17 protein-coding genes are annotated in these 23181 nt (G+C 73.1%); 8 read left to right on the top strand and 9 right to left on the bottom strand.

What is annotated here, in order from left to right; genetic code table 11:
- Position 1: 1 nt before the first annotated feature.
- Together Q7L73_RS16590 and Q7L73_RS16585 are read right to left on the bottom strand one after the other, a co-directional pair.
- Entirely contained in the window at positions 2-1561 is a 1560-nt protein-coding gene (locus tag Q7L73_RS16590; RefSeq protein ID WP_304691003.1) for an NAD(P)/FAD-dependent oxidoreductase, read from the bottom strand.
- Positions 1558-2679 carry a hypothetical protein gene (locus Q7L73_RS16585; RefSeq protein WP_304691002.1) on the bottom strand — a complete coding sequence of 374 codons (1122 nt, stop codon included), beginning with the start codon at positions 2677-2679 and terminating at the stop codon, positions 1558-1560. Before Q7L73_RS16585 ends, Q7L73_RS16590 begins: the two co-directional genes overlap by 4 nt.
- A gap of 230 nt (positions 2680-2909) precedes the next feature.
- Between Q7L73_RS16585 and Q7L73_RS16580 the strand changes: the two genes are divergently transcribed.
- On the top strand, positions 2910-3512 hold the full coding sequence (locus tag Q7L73_RS16580; RefSeq protein ID WP_304691000.1) for a helix-turn-helix domain-containing protein: 603 nt from the start codon (positions 2910-2912) through the stop codon (positions 3510-3512).
- Between the two features lie 77 nt (positions 3513-3589).
- Here Q7L73_RS16580 and Q7L73_RS16575 read toward each other — a convergent pair whose 3' ends face one another.
- The 4 genes from Q7L73_RS16575 to Q7L73_RS16560 form a co-directional block, all read right to left on the bottom strand.
- Positions 3590-4771: an acyltransferase gene (locus Q7L73_RS16575; RefSeq protein ID WP_304690999.1), complete on the bottom strand. Its 1182-nt coding sequence runs from the start codon at positions 4769-4771 to the stop codon at positions 3590-3592.
- A gap of 76 nt (positions 4772-4847) precedes the next feature.
- A complete protein-coding gene (locus Q7L73_RS16570; protein WP_304690998.1) occupies positions 4848-5366 on the bottom strand; it encodes a phage tail protein in 519 nt (172 codons plus the stop codon).
- A 10-nt stretch (positions 5367-5376) separates the two neighbouring features.
- Positions 5377-5895: a phage tail protein gene (locus tag Q7L73_RS16565; RefSeq protein ID WP_304690997.1), complete on the bottom strand. Its 519-nt coding sequence runs from the start codon at positions 5893-5895 to the stop codon at positions 5377-5379.
- An 18-nt stretch (positions 5896-5913) separates the two neighbouring features.
- Positions 5914-6420, bottom strand: a complete 507-nt coding sequence (locus Q7L73_RS16560; protein WP_304690996.1) for a phage tail protein — start codon at positions 6418-6420, stop codon at positions 5914-5916.
- Positions 6421-6657: 237 nt separating this feature from the next.
- Here Q7L73_RS16560 and Q7L73_RS16555 point away from each other — a divergent pair, with 237 nt between their 5' ends.
- The 4 genes from Q7L73_RS16555 (at position 6658) to Q7L73_RS16540 (ending at position 16488) form a co-directional block, all read left to right on the top strand.
- On the top strand, positions 6658-14370 hold the full coding sequence (locus Q7L73_RS16555) for an Ig-like domain-containing protein (protein WP_304690995.1): 7713 nt from the start codon (positions 6658-6660) through the stop codon (positions 14368-14370).
- Between the two features lie 54 nt (positions 14371-14424).
- Positions 14425-15015, top strand: a complete 591-nt coding sequence (locus Q7L73_RS16550; protein WP_304690994.1) for a PASTA domain-containing protein — start codon at positions 14425-14427, stop codon at positions 15013-15015.
- Positions 15016-15325: 310 nt separating this feature from the next.
- On the top strand, positions 15326-15790 hold the full coding sequence (locus tag Q7L73_RS16545; RefSeq protein ID WP_304690993.1) for a hypothetical protein: 465 nt from the start codon (positions 15326-15328) through the stop codon (positions 15788-15790).
- Between the two features lie 5 nt (positions 15791-15795).
- Positions 15796-16488 (top strand): hypothetical protein, encoded by a 693-nt coding sequence (locus Q7L73_RS16540; protein ID WP_304690992.1) that lies wholly within the window; start codon positions 15796-15798, stop codon positions 16486-16488.
- A 60-nt stretch (positions 16489-16548) separates the two neighbouring features.
- Here Q7L73_RS16540 and Q7L73_RS16535 read toward each other — a convergent pair whose 3' ends face one another.
- From Q7L73_RS16535 to Q7L73_RS16525, 3 genes are all read right to left on the bottom strand, one after another.
- A complete protein-coding gene (locus Q7L73_RS16535) occupies positions 16549-17358 on the bottom strand; it encodes a hypothetical protein (RefSeq protein WP_304690990.1) in 810 nt (269 codons plus the stop codon).
- Positions 17355-17918: an RNA polymerase sigma factor gene (locus Q7L73_RS16530; RefSeq protein ID WP_304690989.1), complete on the bottom strand. Its 564-nt coding sequence runs from the start codon at positions 17916-17918 to the stop codon at positions 17355-17357. The genes Q7L73_RS16535 and Q7L73_RS16530 overlap by 4 nt, the downstream gene beginning before the upstream one ends.
- Positions 17919-17996: 78 nt before the next feature.
- Positions 17997-19961: a PQQ-binding-like beta-propeller repeat protein gene (locus Q7L73_RS16525; RefSeq protein ID WP_304690987.1), complete on the bottom strand. Its 1965-nt coding sequence runs from the start codon at positions 19959-19961 to the stop codon at positions 17997-17999.
- Between the two features lie 19 nt (positions 19962-19980).
- Here Q7L73_RS16525 and Q7L73_RS16520 point away from each other — a divergent pair, with 19 nt between their 5' ends.
- From Q7L73_RS16520 to Q7L73_RS16510, 3 genes are read left to right on the top strand one after another with little or no spacing between them, the layout of a single operon-like run.
- Entirely contained in the window at positions 19981-21558 is a 1578-nt protein-coding gene (locus tag Q7L73_RS16520) for a metallophosphoesterase (protein WP_304690986.1), read from the top strand.
- A gap of 9 nt (positions 21559-21567) precedes the next feature.
- Entirely contained in the window at positions 21568-22176 is a 609-nt protein-coding gene (locus tag Q7L73_RS16515; RefSeq protein WP_304690985.1) for a GNAT family N-acetyltransferase, read from the top strand.
- A gap of 10 nt (positions 22177-22186) precedes the next feature.
- Positions 22187-23083: a RimK family alpha-L-glutamate ligase gene (locus Q7L73_RS16510; RefSeq protein WP_304690983.1), complete on the top strand. Its 897-nt coding sequence runs from the start codon at positions 22187-22189 to the stop codon at positions 23081-23083.
- The last annotated feature ends 98 nt before the right edge of the window (positions 23084-23181 follow it).

Genomic DNA, 23181 nt, shown 5'->3' with positions numbered 1-23181 from the left:
CTCAGCCGCCCAGCAGCGCCTTCGGCAGCGCCAGCGGCAGGCGCGTGACCCGCTGCAGCGTCTCGTCGTGCAGCGCCGCGCGCGCGGCCGCGTCGCCGGGGACGCCGTGGACCGCCCCGCCGGGGAAGGTCGAGGCGCTGCCGAGGTAGAGCCCGCGCAGCGGCGTGCGATACGGGCTCAGCGACGGCACCGGGCGGAAGACGAGCTGGTCGAGCGCGTAGGAGCCGCCGCCGACGTCACCGCCGACGAGGTTGGCGTTGCGCTCCTCCAGCTGTCTCGGCGCGAGCACGTGGCGGGCGGCGATCAGGTCGCGGAAGCCGGGCGCGAAGCGCTCGACCTGCGCCTCGGCGGCGTCGACCGCGGCCTCCATGTCGGCGCTCGCCGGCAGGTGCGTGTACGCCCACGCGGTGTGCTTGCCCTCGGGCGCGCGCGTCGGGTCCGCGAGCGACTGCTGGCCGGCCAGCAGGAACGGTCTCGCCGGCAGCCGGCCGGCCTCGACCTCCAGCAGCGCGGCGCGGATCTCCGCCGCGTCGCCGCCGACGTGGACGGTGCCGGCGCCGCGCACCTCCTGCGCCTCCCACGGGATCGGCCCGTCGAGCGCCCAGTCGAGCTTCAGCGTCGGCTGGCCGTAGCGGTAGCGCGCGAGTCTGCGCACGTAGCGCTGCGGCAGCGCCGCGCCGGCCAGCTCGATCAGCTGACGGGGCGTGACGTCGAGCAGCACCGTCGGCGCCGTCACCGTCTCGCCGTCGCCGAGCGCGACGCCGCTGACGCGCCCGCCGCTGACCTCGACGCGCGCGACCCGGGCGTCGACGCGGGCGACGCCGCCGAGCGCGCGGAAGTGGCCGGCGAGCGCGTCGGTCAGGCGGCCGGCGCCGCCCTCCGGGCTGGGCCAGCCGACGGCGTGGCCGAGCAGGTTCAGGTACAGGCCGGAGATCGCGCTGCCGGCGCCGCCGACCGGCACGTCGCCGTGCAGCGCCGCGCCGAACAGCCACGCCTTCGCGCCCTCGCTCTTGAACAGCTCGCCGCCGAGCGCCTCGGCCGAGGCGAGCAGCAGGCGCGTGAACTCCAGCGTGCCGCCGACGCCCAGCCCGGCCAGCAGCCGCGCGCCGCCGGCGAGCGGCGGGAAGCCGCCCAGCATCGTCGCCCGCAGCGCGCCGAACCGCGCCAGGTACGGCTCGGCCAGCTCGCGCCAGGCGGCGCCGTCGCCGGGCGCGAGCGCGTCGAGGCTCGCCGCCGTCGTCGCGACCTCGCGCGCGAGCACGGCGGCGCGGCCGCCGGGCAGCGGGTGCGCCATCGGCACGGCCGGCTGGACCCAGCGGAGGCCGTGGTCGGCCAGCGGCATGCGCGCGAAGACCGGCGAGGCGGCCGCCGCCGGGTAGACCGACGAGAAGACGTCGTGGTGGAAGCCGGGCAGCGTCAGCTCGGCGGTCGCGACGGCGCCGCCGAGCTGCGGGCGCGCCTCCAGCAGCAGCGTCTGGCGGCCGGCCGTGGCGAACGCGATCGCCGCCGCCAGCCCGTTCGGGCCGCTGCCGACGACGATCGCGTCGAAGCGCTGGCTCATCGGGGACCCGTCTTCAGCGCGAGCTGGTGCAGCATGCTCTCCTGCGGGTCGCCCTCGCCCCAGAAGGCCGCCTGCGCGTCGGCGCCGGCGAGTCTGTAGGCCTGGTCGAGATGCCACGGCATGTCGTCCCAGGTGCCGGCCGCGCGCACGTACGCCTGGCCGTCCTGGACGTACAGCAGCAGGCGGTTGTTGCCGGCGCCCATGAAGTGGCCGGCGTGGGTCGTCAGGTCGAAGCCGACCAGCGGCGTCGCGCCGTCGGGCAGCGGCTGCGGCTCGTCACGGCCGATCCGCGCCATCCCCTCGTTCAGCTCGGCCATGTAGGCGGCCAGCGGCTCCGGGTCGGCGTGCGTCACCAGGCGCGTGATCGTGACGTAGCCGCGCGTGTAGACCGGCGTCTTCTCGGCCGGTTGCGCGGCGACCTCGATCTCGAACGTCTGGCCGGCGAGGCCGCCGCTGCGCAGCGGCGTGAAGCGGCCGATCGCGGTGCCGTAGTCGGGCCACCGCTCCGGTCTCGTCAGCACGTCGACGATCGCGTCGGCGTCGGGCACGGCGACCGGGTCGTAGGTGTGCCAGACCTGCTCGGCCTGCGGCTTGGCGGCTGGCGTCAGCTCGCCGAGCTTCGCCAGCTCCAGCCGCTTCTCCGGCACGTAGGCGGCCTTCTCCGCCTCCGTCTCGAAGACGACGCCCCAGCCGCGCCGCGCGTCGTCGGCCCACGCCGCCGCGAACCAGTCGCCGAACAGCTTCGCGCCGCCGGCCAGCAGCTGCGCGCGGTCGAGCGTGCCGCGCTCGGCGGCGTTGAAGCGGCGGCGGCCGAAGGCGCGGTGGAAGGCGAGCACGTCGTGGGCGTGCAGACGCCGGCCGCCGCGCTGCCAGCGGGTCGTGACGATCGCGAAGGCGAGCCGCAGATCCTCCGGGTCGCGCTGGCCGGCGGGCTTGGCGTAGTAGGCCGCGTTGAGGAAGTCGGTCACCCAGCCGGCGGCGTCGGGAGCCGCGATCGAGCTGCCGCCCATGCGCGCGAAGCGGACCTGGTCGCTGGTGAGGGCGCGTCGCGCCACGAGCCCGGCGCCGACCGCTCCGACGGCGACCGCCGCTGCTCGCTTCTTCGTGGTGCTCGTCATCGCGGGACCTCCTGTGGTGCCTGACCTGTGCGGATTCGCTGTCTGCTGCGGACCCTAGTCAGAGGGTTCTCCCCCGTTCGTGCCGCCGCGCACACGAGCGGTCGCATTCGGTGAAAAGCCGAAGTTGTGACAGTAGGAGCCCACATATACCTAGCCCTGAGTATTCAACGGGACGAACGGTCAGACGTTGCCTACCGGTGAGGACGGGCGCGCGCCAGGATCCGGCCGCGATGCCCTCTCTCACGCTCCTCCCCACCGACCCGGCCCTCGCGCAGCTCGGCGGGGCCGAGGCGTTCGGCAACGCCGTGCGGCTGCTGCGAACCGCCGCCGGGATCACCCAGCGCGACCTCGCCGAGCGCGAGGGCCTGCACCGCAACTACCTCGGCGCGCTCGAGCGCGGCACCGTCGCCAACCCCGGCCTCGCGACCGTCGACCGGCTCGCCCGCGCGCTCGGCGTCAGCGTCAGCGTGCTGGCCGAGAGCTTCGTGCTGCCGCTGTCTGCGACGGCGGAGCCGGGCGGCCGCGCCCACGCCGCCGGCCAGCGGCGGCGCGAGCCCAGCGCCGAGCCGCTCGGCCGTGCGCTGCGGCTGCTGCGGCGCCGCCGCGAGCTGACGCGCGCGGTCCTGGCCGAGCGCACCGGCATGCACAAGAACTACATCGGCAGCCTCGAGGAGGGCGCGATCGCCAGCCCCGGGCTGCTGACGGTGACGCGGCTGGTGATCGGCCTCCAGTGCGGCCGCGGCGACGACCTCGACCTGCTCGCCGAGCAGGTCGGCACGCTCGCGCGCGTCTTCGCCGGCGAGGACGTGCAGCCGCGCGCGATCGCGGCGTAGGCCGGCGCCCGCGGACGCGGCCGGCACCGCCGCTCGCCGTCCGCAGCCGCGGCCGGCGCCCGCCGCGCGTCTGCCGCTCAGGCGCGCGAGCGCGCGACGCCGCGCTCGCCGCGCGCTGCCGCGCGCCCCAGCGGCTCGCGCCAACGGCGCGTGAACCAGCGCGCCCGCTCGATCGCCGGCTGCTCGACCCAGCGCCAGCTGGCCGCCGCGACGGGGACGCTCAGCGCCAGCGCGACCAGCGTCGCCGGCAGCGTGTGCAGCGGCAGCAGGCCGAGATGCCGCGCGAACAGCAGCAGCGGCACGTGCCACAGGTAGACGCCGTAGGAGATCGTCCCGAACCACACCAGCGGCCGCAGCCGCAGCAGCGCGGTGCCGGCGCCGGAGCTGCCGGCGGCGACCGCGACGACGAGCGCGAAGCCGGCCGCGCCGGGCAGGTCGCGCCAGATCCGGAACGCGTACGAGTGCGATCTGACCGCCGCCCCATGCGCCTGCCACCAGGCGTCGCCGGCGACCAGCGCCAGCCCCAGCGCAAGCAGCGGGTAGGCGACCCGCGGGCCGAACGGGCGGCGGCCGTCGAGCGCCAGCGCGACGGCCATCCCGAGCGCGAAGTACGGCAGCATCGCCGGCAGCAGCTTGCTGGAGACGATCGAGCCGGTGCCGGCGATGTCGACGTTCCACATCACGCCGAAGGCGAGCAGCGCCGCGGGCACGAGCAGCTGCGCGGCCCGCGCGCGCGGCAGCCGCAGCGCCAGCAGCGCGACCAGCGGCAGCAGCAGGTAGAAGCTGACCTCGACCGCGAGCGTCCACATCGGCGGGTCGAGCTTCATCACCGTCGCCGGGTTGAAGTTCTGCGCGAAGACGAGGAAGTGCGGCAGCAGCTCCGCCGGCGGCAGCCGCACGCCGGGCGTCTCGCGCGCGCCCCACAGCAGCGCGAGCGAGCCGGCCAGCGCGAGGTAGTAGGCCGGCAGCACGCGCGCGCCGCGGCGGACGAGGTACTCGCGCGTGCCGGGCCGCGGCCGGCGGCCGCGCGCGGCGGCGACGAACGGCCGCCACAGCAGGAAGCCGGAGAGGACGAAGAACAGCACCAGCCCGAGCCGCCCCTCGTGCACGACGTAGTCGAGCGTCGTCACCCGTGAGGAGGCGGAGACGTCGGCGCGCGTGTAGAGCCAGGCGTGGAACAGCAGCACCGACAGCGCCGCGAGGCCGCGGGCGCCGTCGATCGCACCGCTGCGATCGGTTGTGCTCGTGGGGACGGACACGGGCGGGCCACGCTAGCGCGCCCGGATGAGCTGAGGCTGAGAGTCGCCGCGACGACGCTCAGCCTCGACTCCAGCCTCAGGGTCGCTGCGGAAAGACGCCCTGCAGCGCGATGATGTAGTTCAGCACCAGGTACGGCTGCTGGTTGGAGTGCGGCTGCGTCTGCCCGGCGACCGAGATCGCGTTCGGGTTCATCGCGACGGCGTTGTCGGTGCCGCTCGTCTGGAACGCGTTGCCGTTGCGCGACTGCGCGATGATGCGGTTGGGCCCCGGCTGCGTCAGGTTCGCGGTGTCGACCTGGTTGACGTTGACGACGTGGTTGTGCCGCGCCATCTCGGCCTCGATCAGCGTGACGGAGTCGCTGCCGGCCTGCTCGCCCTGGAAGTACTGGCTGTTGTCGACGTGGAGCGGCACGCGCCCCTGCAGGTCCGGCAGCGCGAAGGTCGACTTGCCGTCGCCGCCGTACATCGTGCCGAGCAGCGAGAAGAGCGCGGTGTTCTGCGAGATCGGCAGCAGCTGACCGGCGCAGGTCGCGTAGCCGGTCGGCGCGAAGTTCCCGGCCCAGACCTTGATCTCGCCGACGAAGGGTGACGACATCGATGGCCTCCTAGCTGGGGCTCGGGTAGATCCCGAAGAGGGAGATGATGAAACGGATCACGAGGTACGGCTGCATGTTGTCGTGCGGCTGGCTGCTGCCTCTGAAGTCGACCGCCTGCGCCGGCATCGTCTGGCCGTTGGCGCCGCTGCGGTAGATCTGGACCGTCCCGACCGTCCCCGGCACCGCGTCGCCCGGGTTGGCGCCGGTCGCGTTGTCGAGGCTCGCCATCAGGTTGTGCTGGTGACCGCCGAGCTGGCTGGTCGTCAGCGTCACGCTCTCGCTGCCGCCGACCTCGCCCAGTATCCGGGTCGTGAGGCCGTTGCCGGTGCCCATGTGCATCGACGCGCGGCCGTTCAGGTTCGGCACCGCGAAGGTCTCCTGGCCGTCACCGCCGTAGGTGGTGCCGATCAGGTTGAAGAGCGTCTCGTTCTCGGAGATCGGCAGCAGCGCCCCATCGCAGTTGGCCCAGCCGTTGGGCGCGAAGTTGCCGCCGAACATGCGGATCTCGCCGACGTACGGCTCAGACATCGTCGTTCTCCTCGACCTCTAGTTGCGTGACGGGAATATGCCCTGGAGGGCGATGCAGAAGTTGAGCACCGAGAACGGCATCACGTTGCTGTGCGCCGCCGAGCCCGCAGGTGAGATCGTCGGCGGCGGTCTCGTCGGCGTGGTGCCGACCGGCGTCAGGTTCGTCGGCCCGGTGTAGAGGTTCGCGGCCGACGCGAAGATCCCCGGGAAGGCGTCGTTGCCGGCCACCTTGGACGCGAACAGCGTGTGCATGTGCGCCGGGATCTGACTCGGATTCAGCGTCACCGCCTCGCTGCCGCCGATCTCGCCGAGCGCGTTGCCGCCGCCCCAGCCGACCGGCAGCCGGCCGCGCAGGTTCGGCAGCGCGAAGGTCGTCTGCCCGTTTCCGCCGTAGGTCGTGCCGAGCAGCGAGAAGAGCGGCTGGTTCTGGTTGATCGGCAACAGCTGGCCATCGCACTGCGCCCACCCTCGAGGTGGGAAGTTGAACGACATCGGGCGGATTTCGCCCAGAAAGGGTGTCCCCATACCGCGTGCTCCCTTGCCGCCGACGTGATGCGCCGCACCGTATAGATGTCAGACGAGAGATGCAAAGCGTGTTCAATGTTTCGCAACTATTTGCGCAATCAGGCTGCAGATGCGTATCCTCCAGCGACTTCGTGCTGAAGTACCAAACGTGGGTGCATCACCAGGACGTGCCTCACGAGTGACCGACGATTCGCGGTTCGTGGCGCGGGCCACCCGCGGCGCATGGGAGGGAACGGCGTGACCGTCTCCGGGAATCCGTCAGGAGCCGACCGCTCGACCGCGCAGGGACTGCGCGGAGCGGCTGCGGCGATGTTCATCTGCGCGATCGCGTTGATCGCCTTCGCGAGCCCGGCGCGGGCGATCTCGCCCGCGAGCGCCGATCGCGCCGCATTGCGCGCGCTCGGCTCCGAGCGCGGTGACGCGCCGGTGATCGTCTTCCGGCAGGGGCGGCCGCTCGCCGCCGGCACGGTCGTGCGCCAGGCCGGCGCCGAGCGCGCAAGCGCCAGCTCCGCCTTCGCGCCCAACACCGCCGTCCGCCGCGACCGCCTGCGCAGAGCGGGCGCCGACGTCACGCGCGCGCCGCAGGTGATCCGCGTCGGCGGCGAGGCGGCCTGGCTCTACTACGAGGACCGCGGCCCCTTCCGGCTCTACCAGCACCCCGGCCGCGTCGCGCTCGTCGGCGTCGACAGCGGCACGGTGCGCGTCAGCGCGAGCTTCGACTGGCCGCCGCTGGTCGCCGGCCGGCCGCCGCTCTACCTGCGCAACGCCGTCGCCTACCGCGACCGCAGATTCCGCGTCTTCACGCGCCTCCCCCGCGTCGCCGGCACCGCCCGCAAGGACAGCGCCCGCAAGACGGCGCGCGGGACGACCGTCGCCGCCAAGGCCGGCGCCGACCGGGCGGCGCTGGCGCTCGCGCGCGCGCACGCGTGCGGGATCACCGTCGCTGACATGCTCGGCAACGCGTACGACTACGCCAGCGTCGACCGCACCCGCGCCGCGGTCGGCAGCCTCCTGTCCGACCTCGAGAAGCGCGACCGCGGCTTCGTCGCCGCCCGCTACTCGACCCGCGACGGCCTCACGCCGTCGGCCTTCGTCACGCGCCTGATCAGAGGCCACGGCTGCAAGAGCGTGCTGCTGTGGATCGCCGGCGGCGGCGTCGAGGGCGGCCAGCCGACCGTCAGCCTCGGCGCCTCCGGCCACGCCGACGGACGGCTCGAGCAGCAGGATCTGCGCGCCGACGAGCTGCGCGCGCTGCTGCGCGCCAACCCCGGCACCGACTTCCAGCTGCTCGTCGACGCGCCCTACGCGGGCGGCCTGATCGACGCGCTCAAGAGCGAGCCGAACCTGCGCGTGCTGCTGACCGCGAGCGAGAGAGACGAGACCGCCTACGCCTGCATCCCCGGCTCGCGCAGCCTCTGCCCCGCCGGCAGCGGCGCCACCCAGCTCGCCTTCACCAGCCGCGTCCTGACCGGCATCGACGGGCTGCTGGCCGACAGCGGCGCCGTCGACAAGGCCAGCGCGGCCGTCGCCGGCGGCACGCCCTTCCTCGGCTCGCTGCTGACGGAGGGCTTCGCGCGCGGCAACGCGGCGGCGAAGCTGAAGCCGCTCGGCGTCCACCCGCAGCAGTTCGTCAACTTCCCGAAGGGCGGCGGCGGCCCCGCGCCGCAGCCGCAGAGCATCGGCGTCCCGCCGTTCGCGCAGGACCAGAGCGTCTCCACCGACGAGGACAGAGCGATCAGAATCGACCTCGCGAGCGATCCGATACAGGCGCTCACGGGCTTCTTCTCGATCGTCAGAAACCCCGCCCACGGCAGACTGAGCGACTTCAGCTTCCCGACCAACCGCTTCCTCACCTACACGCCCGACCCGGACTTCAACGGCAGCGACACGTTCCAGTTCCGCGTCACCGTCGCGCTGCTGATCTCGACGACGGCGACGGTCACCGTCACCGTCAGAGCGGTCAACGACGCGCCGGTCGTGACGACCTCGGCCGGCGCGACCGCCTTCACCGAGGGTGACCCGGCGACCGCGATCGACGCGGCGCTGACGGTCAGAGACGTCGACTCGCCGAACCTGACCGGCGCGACGATCGCGATCGGCGGCGGCTTCGCCGGCGGCGAGGACCAGCTCGTCTTCAGCGACACCGCGACGATCAGAGGCAGCTTCGAGAGAGCGAGAGGCGTGCTGACGCTGAGCGGCAGAGCGCCGCTCGCCGACTACGAGAGAGCGCTGCGCTCGGTCGCCTACGCGAACGCCGGCAGAGACCCGAGAGCGGGCCCGCGCAGCGTCGCCTTCAGCGTCACCGACGGCGCGCTCACGAGCGCGGCCGCGACCAAGACGGTGACGGTCAGAGCGATCGCCGACCCGCCGGTCGTGACGCTCAGCGGCGGCACCGTCAGATACACGGAGAACGACCCGGCGACGACGGTCGACGGCGGCCTCACCGTCAGCGACCCCGACTCGACCGACGGCTCCGGTGCGACCGTCCAGATCGTCAGCGGCCTCGCCGCCGGCCAGGACGTGCTCGAGCTGACCGCGCCGCCGGCCGGGATCAGCGCCTCCTACGACGCGCCCAGCGGCACGCTCAGACTGAGCGGCAGAGCGTCGCTGGCCGCCTACCAGACCGCCCTGCGCGGAGTCAGATACCGCAACACGAGCGACGCGCCGTCGACCGTGCAGCGTTCGATCCGCTTCCTCGTCACCGACGCCGGCGGCACCAGCTCGGCGCCGGTCGCGGCGAGACTCGACGTGATCGCGGTCAACGACGTGCCGACCGCCGGCGACGACGCCTACAGCACCAACGAGGGCGTCACCGTCACCGACGCGGCGCCCGGCGTGCTCGCCAACGACAGCGACCTCGACGGCGACACGCTCACCGTCACCGAGGTCGACGGCGCGGGCGCGAACGTCAGCAGAGCGACGAGAACGGCGAGAGGCGGCACGGTCACGATCGACGCCGACGGCGCGCTCAGATACGACCCGAGCGGCGTCGCCAGCGGCCTCAGAAGAGGCCAGAGCATCGTCGACTCGATCGCGTACACGGTCGAGGACGGCAACGGCGGCAGAGCGACGGCGACGGTCAGATTCACCGTCACCGCCGTCAACGACGCGCCCGACGCGGTCGACGACGCCTACAGAACCGACGAGCAGACGCCGCTCTCGATCGCCGCGCCGGGCGTGCTCGGCAACGACAGCGACCCCGACGGCGACACGCTCGCGGTCGACCAGGCTGACGGCTCCGGCGCGAACGTCGGCGCCTCCTTCAGAAGCGCCAGAGGCGCGACGGTGCTGATCAGAGCGGACGGCTCGCTCAGCTACGACCCGGCCGGCGCCTTCGACGCGCTCAGAGCCGGCGAGGAGGCCAGAGACACGATCGGCTACCGCGTCAGCGACGGCAACGGCGGCACTGACAGCGCCACGATCGCCGTCACGATCAGCGGCGACAACGACGCACCGGTCGCCGCCGACGACGCCTACAGAACCGACCAGGACACGCCCCTCACCGTCGCCGCGCCCGGCCTGCTCGCCAACGACAGAGACGCCGAGGGCGACACGCTGACGATCGACCAGGTCGACGGCAGCGGCGGCAACGTCGGCAGCGCGTTCAGAAGCGCCAGAGGCGCGACGGTGAGAGTCAACGCCGACGGCTCGCTCAGCTACGACCCGGCCGGCGCCTTCGACGCGCTCAGAGCCGGCGAGGAAGCGAGCGACACGATCAGCTACCGCGTCAGCGACGGCAACGGCGGCACCGACACGGCGACGATCAGCGTCACCGTCAGCGGCGTCAACGACAGACCGGTCGCCGCCGGCGACGCGTACAGCACCGACGAGGACACGCTGCTGACGGTCGCCGCGCCGGGCGTGCTCAGAAACGACACTGACGCCGACGGCGACACGCTCGCCGTCAGCCAGGTCGACGGCTCGGCCGGCAACGTCGGCAGAGCGTTCACCTCCGCCAGAGGCGCGACCGTCAGAGTCAACGCCGACGGCTCGCTCAGCTACGACCCCAACGGCAGATTCGAGACGCTCAGAGCCGGCCAGAGAGTCGACGACAGCGTCACCTACGAGGTCTCCGACGGCAACGGCGGCAGCGACACGGCGACGATCAGCGTCACCGTCAGCGGCGTCAACGACAGACCGGTCGCCGCGGCCGACGCCTACAGAACCGACGAGGACACGCTCCTCACCGTCGCCGCGCCGGGCGTGCTCAGAAACGACAGCGACGCCGACGGCGACACGCTCGCCGTCGACCAGGTCGACGGCTCGGCCGGCAACGTCGGCAGAGCGTTCACCTCCGCCAGAGGCGCGACCGTCAGAGTCAACGCCGACGGCTCGCTCAGCTACGACCCCAACGGCAGATTCGACGCGCTCAGAGCCGGCGAGGAGGCCAGAGACACGATCAGCTACCGCGTCAGCGACGGCAACAGCGGCACCGACACGGCGACGATCAGCGTCACCGTCAGCGGCGTCAACGACAGACCGATCGCCGTCGGCGACGCGTACAGCACCGACGAGGACACCGCGCTGACGGTGCCCGCGCCGGGCGTGCTCGCCAATGACAGCGACGCCGAGGGCGACACGCTCACGGTCAGCCAGGTCGACGGCAGCCCGGCCAACGTCGGCACGACCTTCAGAGCGGCCTCCGGCGCGCTCGTGACGATCGGGGCCGACGGCGCGGTCAGATACGACCCCAACGGCAGATTCAACTCGCTCAGAGCGGGCCAGAGAGTCGACGACACCGTCACCTACGAGGTCTCCGACGGCAACGGCGGGACCGCCACGGCGACGGTCAGATTCACGCTGACCGGCGTCAACGACAGACCTGACGCGATCGACGACACGGTCAGAACCGACGAGGACACGGTCGCGACGCTGAGCGCGCCGGGCCTGCTCAGAAACGACACCGACGCCGACGGCGACACGCTCACCGTCGACCAGGTCAACGGCGCCGCCGGCAACGTCGGCAGAGCGTTCAGAACCGCCAGAGGCGCGACCGTCAGAGTCGGCGCCGACGGCTCGCTCAGCTACGACCCGACCGGCCAGTTCGACGCGCTCAAGCCCGGCGAGCAGGCGACCGACTCGTTCACCTACCGCGCCAGCGACGGCAACGGCGGCACCGACACCGCGACCGTCAGCGTCACGATCGACGGCGTCAACGACGCGCCGTCGGCGGCCGCCGACAGCTACGACGGCGTCGGCAACACGACGCTCGTCGTCAGCGACCCGGTCCCGGCCGGCGAGGCCGCCAAGCAGCTGACCGGCAGCGTCGAGGACAACGACAGCGACCCCGACAACAGCAGCGCGGAGCTGAGCGTCAGAGCGGAGAGAGTCAGCTCGAGACTGGGCGGCTTCGCGACGCTGCAGAGCGACGGCAGCTTCACCTACGTGCCGCCGACCGGGACGACCGCGACCAGCGACTCGTTCGACTACACGATCAGCGACGGCAGCGCGACCGCGAGAGGGACCGTCACGGTCAGACTCGCCGGCCGCGTCTGGTACGTCGACAACACGGAGGCGGCGGGCGGCACCGGCCGCTCCAGCGACGCCTTCGACACGCTCGGCGAGGCGACCACCGCCGCCGGCTCCGGTGACACGATCTTCGTGCACACCGGCGACGGCGGCACGACCGGCCAGAACGCGGGCGCCGTGCTCGGCGCCAACGAGCGGCTGATCGGCGAAGCCGACGACCTCGTGATCGGCGGCGACCTGCTCTACGACGGCACCGCCGCGAGACGGCCGTCGATCGGCAACGCCGGCGGCGCGGGCGTCACGCTCGCGAACGGCAGCACCGTTCAGGGCCTCGCGATCGCCGGCAGCGGCGGCGCGGCGATCAGCGGCAGATCCGGCACCGCCGGCTCAACGATCGCCGACGTCACGCTCAGCGGCAACAGCGGCGGCATCGCGCTCAGCGGCACGACGGGCACGTTCAACGTCTCCGACGTCGACGCGAACGTCAGCGGCGGCGCGGCGCTCTCGGCCGCCAACGCCGGCACGCTCAACCTGACGAGCGCCGGCACGATCGCGCTCAGATCGAGCGGCGGCCGCGCCGTCGACGTCAGCGGCACCGCGCTCAGCGGCGCGATCGACAGCGCGACGGCGAGCGGCTCCGGCGGCGGCGTCGCGCTGCAGACGACGACCGGCTCGATCGCCTTCGGCGACGTCGCGGTCAACGTCAGCGGCGGCACCGGCTTCCTCGCCGACACCGTCGCCGGCCTGTCGGTCCCGGCCGCCGGGACGGTCAACGTCGCCGACAGCGGCGGCACCGCCGTCGCGATCCGCAACAACACCGCGCCGAGCGTCACGTTTGACACCGTCAGCGGCACCGGCGCCGGCACCACCGGCATCGACGTGACCGGCAACAGAGGCGGCGGGACGACGACGTTCAGCGGCACGACGACCACCTCGACCGGCAGCGGCGCCGGCGTCAACCTCGACAACAACACGGGCCATGCGATCGCGTTCGGCGGCCCGCTCTCGGTCACGACCACGAGCGGCGCCGGCTTCAGCGCGACCAGAGGCGGCACCGTCACCGCGACCGGCGCGGGCAGCAGAATCGGCTCGACGACCGGCACCGCGCTGAAGATCGACAGCACGACGATCGGCGCCGCCGACGCGACGTTCCAGTCGATCTCCGCCAACGGCGCCGCCAACGGCGTCGTGCTCAACCAGACCGGCTCCAGCGGCAACCTCGCCGTCACCGGCACGGGCGCCGCCGGCTCCGGCGGCACGATCACGAACATCAGAGGCGCCGACGGCTCGACCGCCGGCATCGGCCTCTACCTCAACCAGACCAGCGGCCCGGCGTTCAGATCGCTGGCGCTCAGCAACAACGACGGCTGGGCCGTCCGCGGCACGAGCGTCTCCGGCCTCTCGCTCGACAGCTCCACGATCAACGGCACCAACGGCACCAACGACGCGTTCGACGAGGGCAGCGTCTACCTGACCGACCCGACCGGCGCGACCGGCATCACCAACAGCGCCATCTCCGGCGCGGTCGAGGACAACGTCCACGTCAACGCGACGACCGGCACGCTCGACCTGACGTTCTCCGGCAACGACGTCGGCGCCAACAGCACCGCGACGGGCAGCAACGCGATGCTGCTGGAGACGCGCAACAGCGTCACGTCGAGAGCGACGGTCAGCGGCAACCAGTTCAGATCGTCGCGCGAGGACCTCTTCCAGGCGACGACGACCGACCAGGCCAGCAGCACCGTCAACGTCACCGGCAACACGATGACCAACGCGCAGACGCAGGTCTCCGGCGCCGGCGGCATCCTGCTGCAGACGGCCGGCAGCGGCGCCGGCACGGCGTTGAGATACCTCGTCCAGAACAACAGAGTCAGCGGCACGCTCGGGCCGGCGGTGTTCGTCCAGAAGGGCACCGGCATCGCGACCGCCCAGGGCAGAATCGACAACAACCAGGTCGGCGTCGCCGGCGTCACCGGCTCGGGCTCCAGACAGGGCTCCGGCATCGACGTCGAGGCGCGCGGCCAGGGCACGCACACCTACGCGATAACGAACAACACCGTGCGCCAGGTCCAGCAGGACGGGATCGCGCTGATCAGCGGCGAGGACGGCATCGCCGACAGCGGCGTCGTGACCGTCAACGCGACGGTCAGCGGCAACACCGTCGCCGAGCCGGCGATAGCGAGAACGCTGACCGGCTTCCGCAGCGAGATGGCCGACCCGGCGGCGACCGTCACCGAGTGCCTCGACCTGCAGGGCAACACGCTGACCGGCTCCGGCCCGTTCGGCGGCGACGTGCGGATCCTGCACGACTTCCCACAGAACACGATCAGACTGCCGGGCTACGCCGGCGGCGCGCAGGACGGCGTCGCGGTCGAGAACTACATCGCCGCGCGCAACACGCTCTCGACGGTGAACGCGTTCCCGCCCGGCAGCGGCCCCGGCTTCGTCAACGGCGGCGCCGGCTGCACGCAGCCGTCGTAGTGCGTTCGGCCGCACCCTCCGCATGGAGGGTGCGGCCGCGCTAGCGTGAGGCCGATGCGCCGCACGCTTCCGCTCGCCCTGCTCGCGCTCGCCGTCGCCCCGGCGGCGGCGCAGGCGGCCGACTCGCCGGGGATCGCGCCGGGCGAGCCGAACCCGGCGACGCCGGTCGCCGTCGACTGGCGGCTCGACCAGGCCGGCCGCGACGCGCGCTCGCTCGACCTGCTCGCGTTCGGCTCCAGCTCCTGCCTGCCGGGCAGCCTCAGCGCCGCGGTGGTCGAGACGCGGGCGCGGATCGAGATCTCGGTCCGCACCGTGCGGCCGAGCGGCCAGCTCTGCACCGACGACTACGTCCCCGTGCCGCTCACGGTGCAGCTGAGAGCGCCGCCGCGCGGGCGGCTCGTCGTCGGCCCGCGGCGCCTGCGCAGCGATCCGCTCGACGGCAGGGCGCCGGGGCGCCGGCGCGTGCCGCGCGTCACCGGCCTCGCCCCGCGCGACGCGGTCGCGGTCGTCCGCCAGCACGGCCTGGCGCCGCAGCTCGAGCACGTCGCCGACCTGCGCAGCCGCCCGCGCGTGATCGGCCAGACGCCGGCCTCCGGCCGCTCCGCCGCCCGCCGCGCGCCGGTGACGCTGTTCGTCAGCCGCTGAGCGCCCGGCGGCGCCCGCCCGCCGCGTCGCCGCCCGCGCGCGCCAGCCGGCGCGCCTGACGCCGACGCGCCAGTCGCCTTGCCACGGCCGCCGCCGCGAGCGCCATCGCCGGCGCCGTCGCGACCGGCCGCCCGCGCGATGTTTCGATGCGCACGAACCCGCTTGACAGCGCAATCCTCCATTGACATGCTAAATAAAGTTCGATCTTTAAATAATTGAAGGTCGAGCCACGGTGCGCGCACACCGCGACACAGACCTACACGGTCTGAATAACTAAAGATTTGTTCATTATTCGATGAGGGGGATCATCGTGTCTGTCGCTCACCTCCGCGCGCGAGCATGCTCGCTGCTGCGGATCCTCGCCTGCGCCGCCGTATCGCTGACGGTGGTGCTGCTGCTCTCTGCATCCCAACCCGCGACCGCCGACTGCGTCAGCGGCGGCGGCTCCAGCTGCCTGCCAGGCGCCGGCTACGTCAACAGCGTCTCGTGGTCGTGTGTGATCGACACGGCCGACTGCTACTACGACTCGGTCACCGACAGCAGCAGAGCGGCCTCGTCCGACTTCGGCTGGGGCGCCGCCTCCTACAGCGGCGCGGGCAGCGTCTTCGTCTGCATACGGGCCACGGGCTCGCTCCCGTTCATAGGCTGCGCCTACGACCTGGCGCGGGCCTGCGCGCTCGCGAGTTGTGACGACCAGGACCTTGTGTTGATGAAGGTCCTCGTACAGAACCAGTCGGGTGTCTCGCACACGATCAACGGCAGAGCACAGGGGTGAGTGCGATGAACGTTGATGCACGTTCCACGCGTCGGCGCCGGCTGCTGGCGGTGCTCGTCGCGATCGCCGCGGCGGTCGCGATCGCGCACGTGACCGCCACCTCCGCCCAGCCCGGCGCGCCGCGGCCCGGCGATGAGGCCGCCGCGATCGTCACGCGGCCGCTGCCGGCCGCCCCGCCTGACGTCCCCGCCCCCGCCGGCGGGCCGCGCGACGGCCGTCACTGGCGCGCCGTCGCCCGCGCGCGGCTGCGCGTGCTGCGCCAGCCGCACAGCGTCACCGCCGACGCGGTCCCACCCGCAGTCGCCAGCCAGCCGACGACCGCCGGCATCGACCTCGCCGCCGCGCGCCGCGTCACGGGCAGCGGCGGCGAGCAGGCATGGATCGCCCCGTCGAGCGACGGCAGCTCCGTCTGCGCGGTGCGCAGCGGCGCCGTCGCCTGCTCGGCGACGATGCTGTTGGAGGTGACCGGACTGAGCCCCGCGATCAACGGGCGCGGCGGCGAGCCGTACCACGTCTGGGGCACCGCCGGCGACGACGTCAGATCGCTGGTGCTGGTCGAGGGTGACGGCACCAGAGTCGCCGTCACGGTCACCGACAACTTCTTCGACGTCGCGACCGACGACTGGCCGAGATCGCTCACCTGGACCGGCCCGAGCGGGCCGGAGTCGTTCGTCTTCCCGCCCGACTTCAGCGGCTGACCGACGGCTGAACCGGACTCCGGCCGGCCCCTCCCGCGGGCCGGCCGGAGCTCCCTCCCCTTACCCGTCCTGGTCCGGCAGTTCGTAAACCCTCTCACCGCAGTCGGGACTGACGCAGGTCGGCCGCAGCGTCTTGCTCGCGGTCGTGCCGTCGTCGAGGACTATCTCGACCGTCCCCTCGACTCTGTCGGCCCCCGCCGGCACCGCGCCGGCCGGCAGCGCGACGGCGAAGCCGCGCAGTCTGATCTCGTCGCCGAGTCGCTTCAGCAGCGCTCTGCCCGCCGGCAGCAGCTCGTCCTCCGGCGGCCGTGTGATCGGGGCGACGATCTGCTGCGGCGTCAGCTGCGCCGCGTAGCGCTCGCCGCCGATCGCGACCGTCACCGATCGCGCGCTCGCCTCGACCTCGCCGATCAGCAGCCGTGACAGCGTGCCGTCGCGCTCGGCGATCACCGGCCCGATCAACGCCAGCGGACTGTCCTGCATCCCCGCCGCCAGCCCCAGCGGGCTGTAGCCGTTGACCGGCGCGAATCTGTCGGTCGGCAGCTCATCCGGCAGCGCCGCCAGCACGACGAAGCCGCCGTCAGTGCGGTGCAGCGACAGCGACCAGCGGTTGCCGGCCGCGTCGTCGAGCGACAACGTCGCGCGCGGGGCGCCGGGGATCGCTCTGATCCCGGCGCTCGGCGCGTCGTTGCCGCCGACCAGTCTGTCGAGCGCGCTCGGCACGACGCCGGCGACCCCTGCGGTCGCCACCGTCAGGCCGAGCAGACCGCCGCCGGCGAAGCCGAGCCACCTGCGCCGGCGCCGGCGCGCGTTGCTGCGGCGGATCGCCGCCAGCAGCTCCCATTCGATCGTGTCGAGCACGTCACTCATCGTTTGCCCTCCCGCAGGCTGCCGCCGAGCCGCGCGAGCCCACGGCTCACGCGCTGGCGGACGAGCGCCTCGCTCACATCCTGTTCGCGGGCGATGTCGTCGTAGTCGCGCTCGTCGACGACCCGTGCGAGCACGGCGGCACGTTGCTCGGGGGGAAGGTCGTCGACGAGCGCAGTCAAGGGGTTTCCGCGCATGCGCGCGGTCAGCCGCGCCTCGGCCCGCTCCAGCTCCTCGTCCTGGAACTCGATGCGGGGGATGCCGAGGCGCTGACGGGCCGCCAGCGCGCGGCGCTGCTTGCGCCGGCTCATCGCCAGCAGGTTGTTGGCGATGCCGAACAGCCACGCGCGCGCCGGCTCCTGCCGCGGCTTGTAGCGGCGGCGGCCGGCGAAGGCGCCCGCGAAGACGTCCGCCGTCAGGTCGGCTGCCGTCTCGACGTCTCCGGTGCGCTGGCGCAGGTAGGCGAGGACCGCCTCGGCGTGGCGACGGTAGAAGACGGCGAAGGCCTCCGCGTCCTGCACGGAGGCCTTCAGCAGCTCGTCATCGCTCCGGAGGTCGGCCATCTCTTCATACCTTGCCGATGCCTCCCGGCTGTGACAGCCACACCGAGAAGAGGTGTGGCACCATGACGGAAACGCGCGTTACGGCGTTCCGCCACCGCCTCCCCCGCCACCGCCGCCGCCCTGCCCGGCGACCTGCGCGACGTAGGCCGAGACGGCGGTGATCTCGTCTCTCGACAGCCGCCCGCCGAACGCCGGCATTCCGCCGCCGCCGTTGGTGACCTGTCTGTCGGTCACGTCCTGCGACGGTCTGAGGTCGTCGAGGTTGGGGCCGACGGTGCCGCTGGCGCCCGCGTCCGCGAGCGTGTGGCAGCCGGCGCACTGGGTCGAGAAGACTCTTCTGCCGGTCGCGAGGTCGGCCTGCGAGCTGGTGCCGGTGGAGGTGGCCGGTCTTCTCTGCTGCGGCGTCGTCGTTCTCGCTCTTCTCTCCGTGCCGCCGGCCATCTGCGTGCCGCTGCCGCTCTCCGGCGCGCCGGTCGCGTCGATCCGGTAGGCGACGATCTCCGCTCTCTGGCCGGCGCCCTGCGGGAAGCTGGCGGCGGTGATCAGCGTGTCGCCGGCGACCGCGATCGTCGCGTTCGTGCCGGCCTCCAGTCTCGTCGACCAGACGACGTTGCCGGTGTCGGCGTCGAGCGCCCACAGCATGCCGTCGAAGGTCGTCGTGAAGACGAGGTTGTTGACGACGGTCGCGGCGCCGTACGGCGGCGTCGCGAATCTGTGGACCCACTTCTGCGAGCCGTCCTCGACGTTCAGCGCGACCAGCTGGCCTCTGCCGGCGGCGATGTCGAGTCTCTGTCTCTCCTGCGACTCGAAGTGGACCGGCAGGTCGACGACCGGCGCGTAGACGACGCCGTCGCTGACCGCCATCTGCGTCTCGACGCCGCCGAGCACGCCGGGATAGACGGTCACCGGCATCTCCAGCCGCTCGTATCTGCCGGCCAGCGCCAGCTCGTTGTCTCTGTCGTGGCCGTTGTGGATGCCGACCGCTCTGCTCCAGAGGCGGTCGCCGCTGTCGGCGTCGAAGGCGTAGACGTAGCCCTGCTTGCCGGAGGAGAGGACGATTCTTCTGCCGCCCGACTCGGTCAGGATCGGCGGCAGGTGCAGGTCCCAGTCGTAGACGTCGTGCGGCAGCACCTGCTGGTACCACTCGACCTCGCCGGTCGACGCGTTCAGCTTCACGAGCGAGTTGGTGAAGAGGTTGGGCCCCGGGCGGCTCTGCGCCCACGGGTATCTGTCGGTGCCGGGCCACGGCGCCGGATTGGCGACGTCGACGTAGATGTTGTTGTCGTCGTCGAAGGCGGGCGGGTGCCAGAGGCCGCCGCCGGAGTTGATGTCTCTGTGCTGCGGATCCCAGAGGCTGAGCGGGACGGTGTAGAACGACCACAGTCTCTTGCCGCTCTCGCCGTCGAGCGCGTGCACGATGCCGACGCCGTCGCCGGTGTAGAAGCCTCTCGCGTTGCCTGGGACCGTCGAGATGTAGACGACGCCGTCCTTGTAGCCGGGCGCCATGTCGACGCCCTCTCTCTCGTTGCGCGTGAGTCTCTCGTTCCAGATCTCTCTGCCGCTGGCCTGGTCGAGCGCGAAGGCGCCGTCGCCGGTGCCGCCGTAGACGCGGCCGTCGCCGACGGCGAGGCCGTTGGGGCCGACGGTCGGCGAGTCGAATCTCGTCTCCCACTTGACGTCGCCGCTTCTGAGGTCGATCGCCTGCACGTTCGAGTCGAGATCCTGCGTGTAGACGGTTCCGTCGACGACGATCGGCGTCGAGGCGTAGCCGCCGAAGGTGCCGGCGGCGGTGATCGGGACGGTCCAGGCGACGCCGAGTCTGCTCACCGTCGAGCTGTTGATCGGCCCCTCGACGTTGCGCGTGTTGGCGAGGTCGCCGTTGGGGTAGGCCCATGTTCCGGCCCCGCTGGTCCCGGACGGGCCGGCGACGAACGTCGTGCGGCTCGCGGTCGAGTCGCTGTCGTCGTCACCGCAGCCGACTGCGAGCAGGAGCGCCGCGACCACCGCGACGAGCGCCGGCAGCCAGCGACTGGAAGCTTGCAAGCGACCGCCCCATCCGTCCATGCGTTCCTCCTCACAGGTCAACGACTCCAGCCTTCCCGATCCCGAACGGGTTGACCCGCCAACTGCGCCAGATTCCGGCGCGGGCCGGCGCCGCCTGCTGGGCGGCCCGGCCGGGCGGCGGCTGCGCGCCGCCGCGGCGCTGCTGCTGGTCGTGCTGGCGACGCTCGGCGGCGCCGTGCTGGCGCTCGCGACCTTCCGCGAGGACAAGCAGCTGCCGGTCGCGACGGTGCGCCTGTCGGTCCAGCTCGACGAGCCGGGCGCGCTCGGGATCTACGTGCCGCTGGTCGACTGGGGCGTCCGCTTCGGCGCGGTGCGGCTGCCGGTGCAGCTGCGCGTCGACGTGCGCCGCGTCGACCGGGCCGCGGCCGAGCGGATCGCGCGCAACCGCGAGGTCGACCTGGAGGCGGTCAGAGCGGCGGCGACCGACGCGATCCGCAGCTACCTGAAGGCGCTCGTGCTGGTCGTGCTCGTCGCCGCGCTGCTGGCCGGCGGGCTGACGGCCTTCGCGGTGCGCGCGCGCAGCGTGCCGCGCGTCCGCTGGCTGCTGGCGACCGCGGGCGGGACGGCGCTGGCGGCGACGGCGGCGGTCGGCCTGCTGCTGCCGCCGCGCGGGCCGCTCGACAACCCCACCTACTTCGCCCATGGCGCCGACATCCCGCAGGCGCTGCAGGCGCTGGAGACCGTCAACCGCTCGGTCGGCACGCTCAGCGAGGACGTCGACGCGCAGCTCGTCGGCCTCGCGCGGCTGGTGCTGGCGCCGGGCGAGCGCGGCGTGCTGCCGGCCGGCGGGCCGCGCCTGACGCTCGCCTCCGACGTGCACAACAACGTGCTCGTGCTGCCGACGCTGCGGCGCGTCGCCAGCGGCGGGCCGCTGGTCATCGCCGGCGACCTGACCGACCGCGGCACGCCGCTGGAGGCGAGCGTCACGCGCGACGTGGCGGCGATCGGCTCGCCGACGATGTTCGTGACCGGCAACCACGACTCGGCGACGCTGGAGCGCTCGCTCGCGCGCGCCGGCGCGATCGTGCTTACGCGCTGGGGCCGGCTGCTGCCCGACGGCAGCTACGGGCCGATGGTCGTCAACGTCGACGGGCTGCGCGTCGCCGGCTACGACGACCCGTTCACGCGCCGCGAGCCGGGCCACGAGCGCGGCACGCGGCCGGAGCCGAGAACGACGCAGGAGCTGCAGGACGGCTTCGCGCGCTGGTTCGCGCCGCTGCAGGGGCGCGTCGACGTCGTCGTCGTGCACGAGCCGGCGCTGATCGAGCCCGTCCTGAGCGGGCTGGCGGAGAGCCCGCCGGCGAGTCCGATCGCCTTCCTCGTCGGCCACACGCACGAGCAGGACCTCAGAACGCAGCGCGACGTCGTCGTGCTCAACGGCGGCACCGCAGGCGGCGGCGGCACCGGCAACCTGGCCGAGTCGCAGCCGATCGGCCTGGCGCAGCTGCGCTACACGCTGAGACCGTTCGACCCGCTCGCCGCCGACCTCGTCACGGTCGACCCCGCCAGCGGCGACGCGACCGCGCGCCACGAGCGGCTCGACCTGACCAGCGCGGTGCCCGCAGAGCGCCGTTAGGGTCGGCCGATGCCGCCGCTGTCCCCGCCGGTCGTCCGCCGCGCGACGCTCGCCGACGTGCCGGCGCTCGCGCCGGTGCTCGCGCGCGCTTTCGACGACGACCCGATCGCCTGCTGGACGCTGCCGCCCGACGCGCTGCGGGCACGGCTGCTGGAGCGGATCTTCACGCTCAGACTGCGGCAGACGCTGCGCCACGACGAGGTCTGGACGGTCGCCGACGGCAGCGCCGCGGCGCTGTGGCTGCCGCCCCACCGCTGGAAGACGAGCGCCCGCGACGACCTCGAGCTGACGCGCGCGCTGCTGCACCCGCGGCTGCTGCCGCGACTGCCGCTGATCGCCCACGGGATGCTCGGGATCGAGCGCCGGCACCCGCGCGGGCCGCTGCACTGGTACCTCGCCGTGCTCGGCACCGACCCCGCCGCGCAGGGCCGCGGCAGCGGCGGCGCGCTGCTGCGGACGATGCTCGACCGCTGCGACGAGGACGGCGTCGGCGCCTACCTGGAGTCGTCGAAGGAGTCGAACGTCGCCTACTACGCGCGCTTCGGCTTCCGCGTCACCGAGGTCACGACGCTGCCGCGCGGCCCGAGCGCATGGCTGATGTGGCGCGACCCGCGCTAACCTCGCCGCCGTGCCCACCAGAATCGCCTTCGCCACCTGTGCCGAGCTGCTCGTCCTCGACCCCGACGACGAGCTGCTCGCGGACGCCGTCCGCGCGCTCGGCGCCGAGGTGCAGCCGCAGGTGTGGGACGACGGCGAGGTCGACTGGGGCGCCTACGACCTCGTGCTCGTGCGCTCGCCGTGGGACTACCACCTGCGGCGCGACGCGTTCGTCCACTGGGCGCAGCGCGTCGCGGGGCTGACGCGGCTGCGCAACGACCCCGCGACGATCGCCTGGAACACCGACAAGGTCTACCTGCGCCAGCTCGCCGAGGAGGGCGTCCCGACGGTCCCGACCGCCTGGGTCGACGCGGGCGAGACGGCCGACCTCGGCGCGCTGCTGGCGGCGCGCGGCTGGGATGGCGGCGAGACGATCGTCAAGCCGTCGGTCGGGCTCGGCTCCTCCAACCTGCTGCGCGTCGCGCCCGGCGACCCCGGCGGCGCGGGCGCCCGTCACCTCGCCGAGCTGACCGCCGCCGGCACCGCGATGGTGCAGCCGTTCGTGCCGTCGCTGGCGGCCGAGGGCGAGCTGTCGCTGCTGTGGTGCGACGGCGCGCTCAGCCACATCGTGCGCAAGCGCCCGCCGGCCGGCGAGTTCCGCGTCCAGCCGGAGTTCGGCGCGGTCAACGTGCCCGACAGCGCGAGCGACGAGCAGCGCGCGGTCGCCGAACGCGCGCTGGCGCTTGCCGCCGCCGCGCTGCCGGACGCCGAGCGCCCGCTCTATGCGCGCGTCGACCTCGTCGCCGGCCCCGCCGGCGAGGTCTGGCTGATGGAGCTGGAGCTGGTCGAGCCGACGCTCTACCTCGAGCCCGTCGCGGGCAGCGCCGAGCGCTACGCGGCGGCCGTGCTCGCCGCCGCGCACAGATAGATCTCGCGCCAGATTCTGGACGGATGTTTCAGACGCGCGCGCGTCATGAAGCACCGTGTTCCGGGACAAAAGCGGTCCCACGCGCTATGGATGCGTGT

Origin of the sequence: Conexibacter sp. CPCC 205762, assembly GCF_030646155.1 — a bacterium.
GTDB lineage: Bacteria > Actinomycetota > Thermoleophilia > Solirubrobacterales > Solirubrobacteraceae > Conexibacter.
The sequence above is the reverse complement of the archived record's forward strand: the minus strand, read 5'-3'. Positions and strand labels throughout refer to the sequence as shown.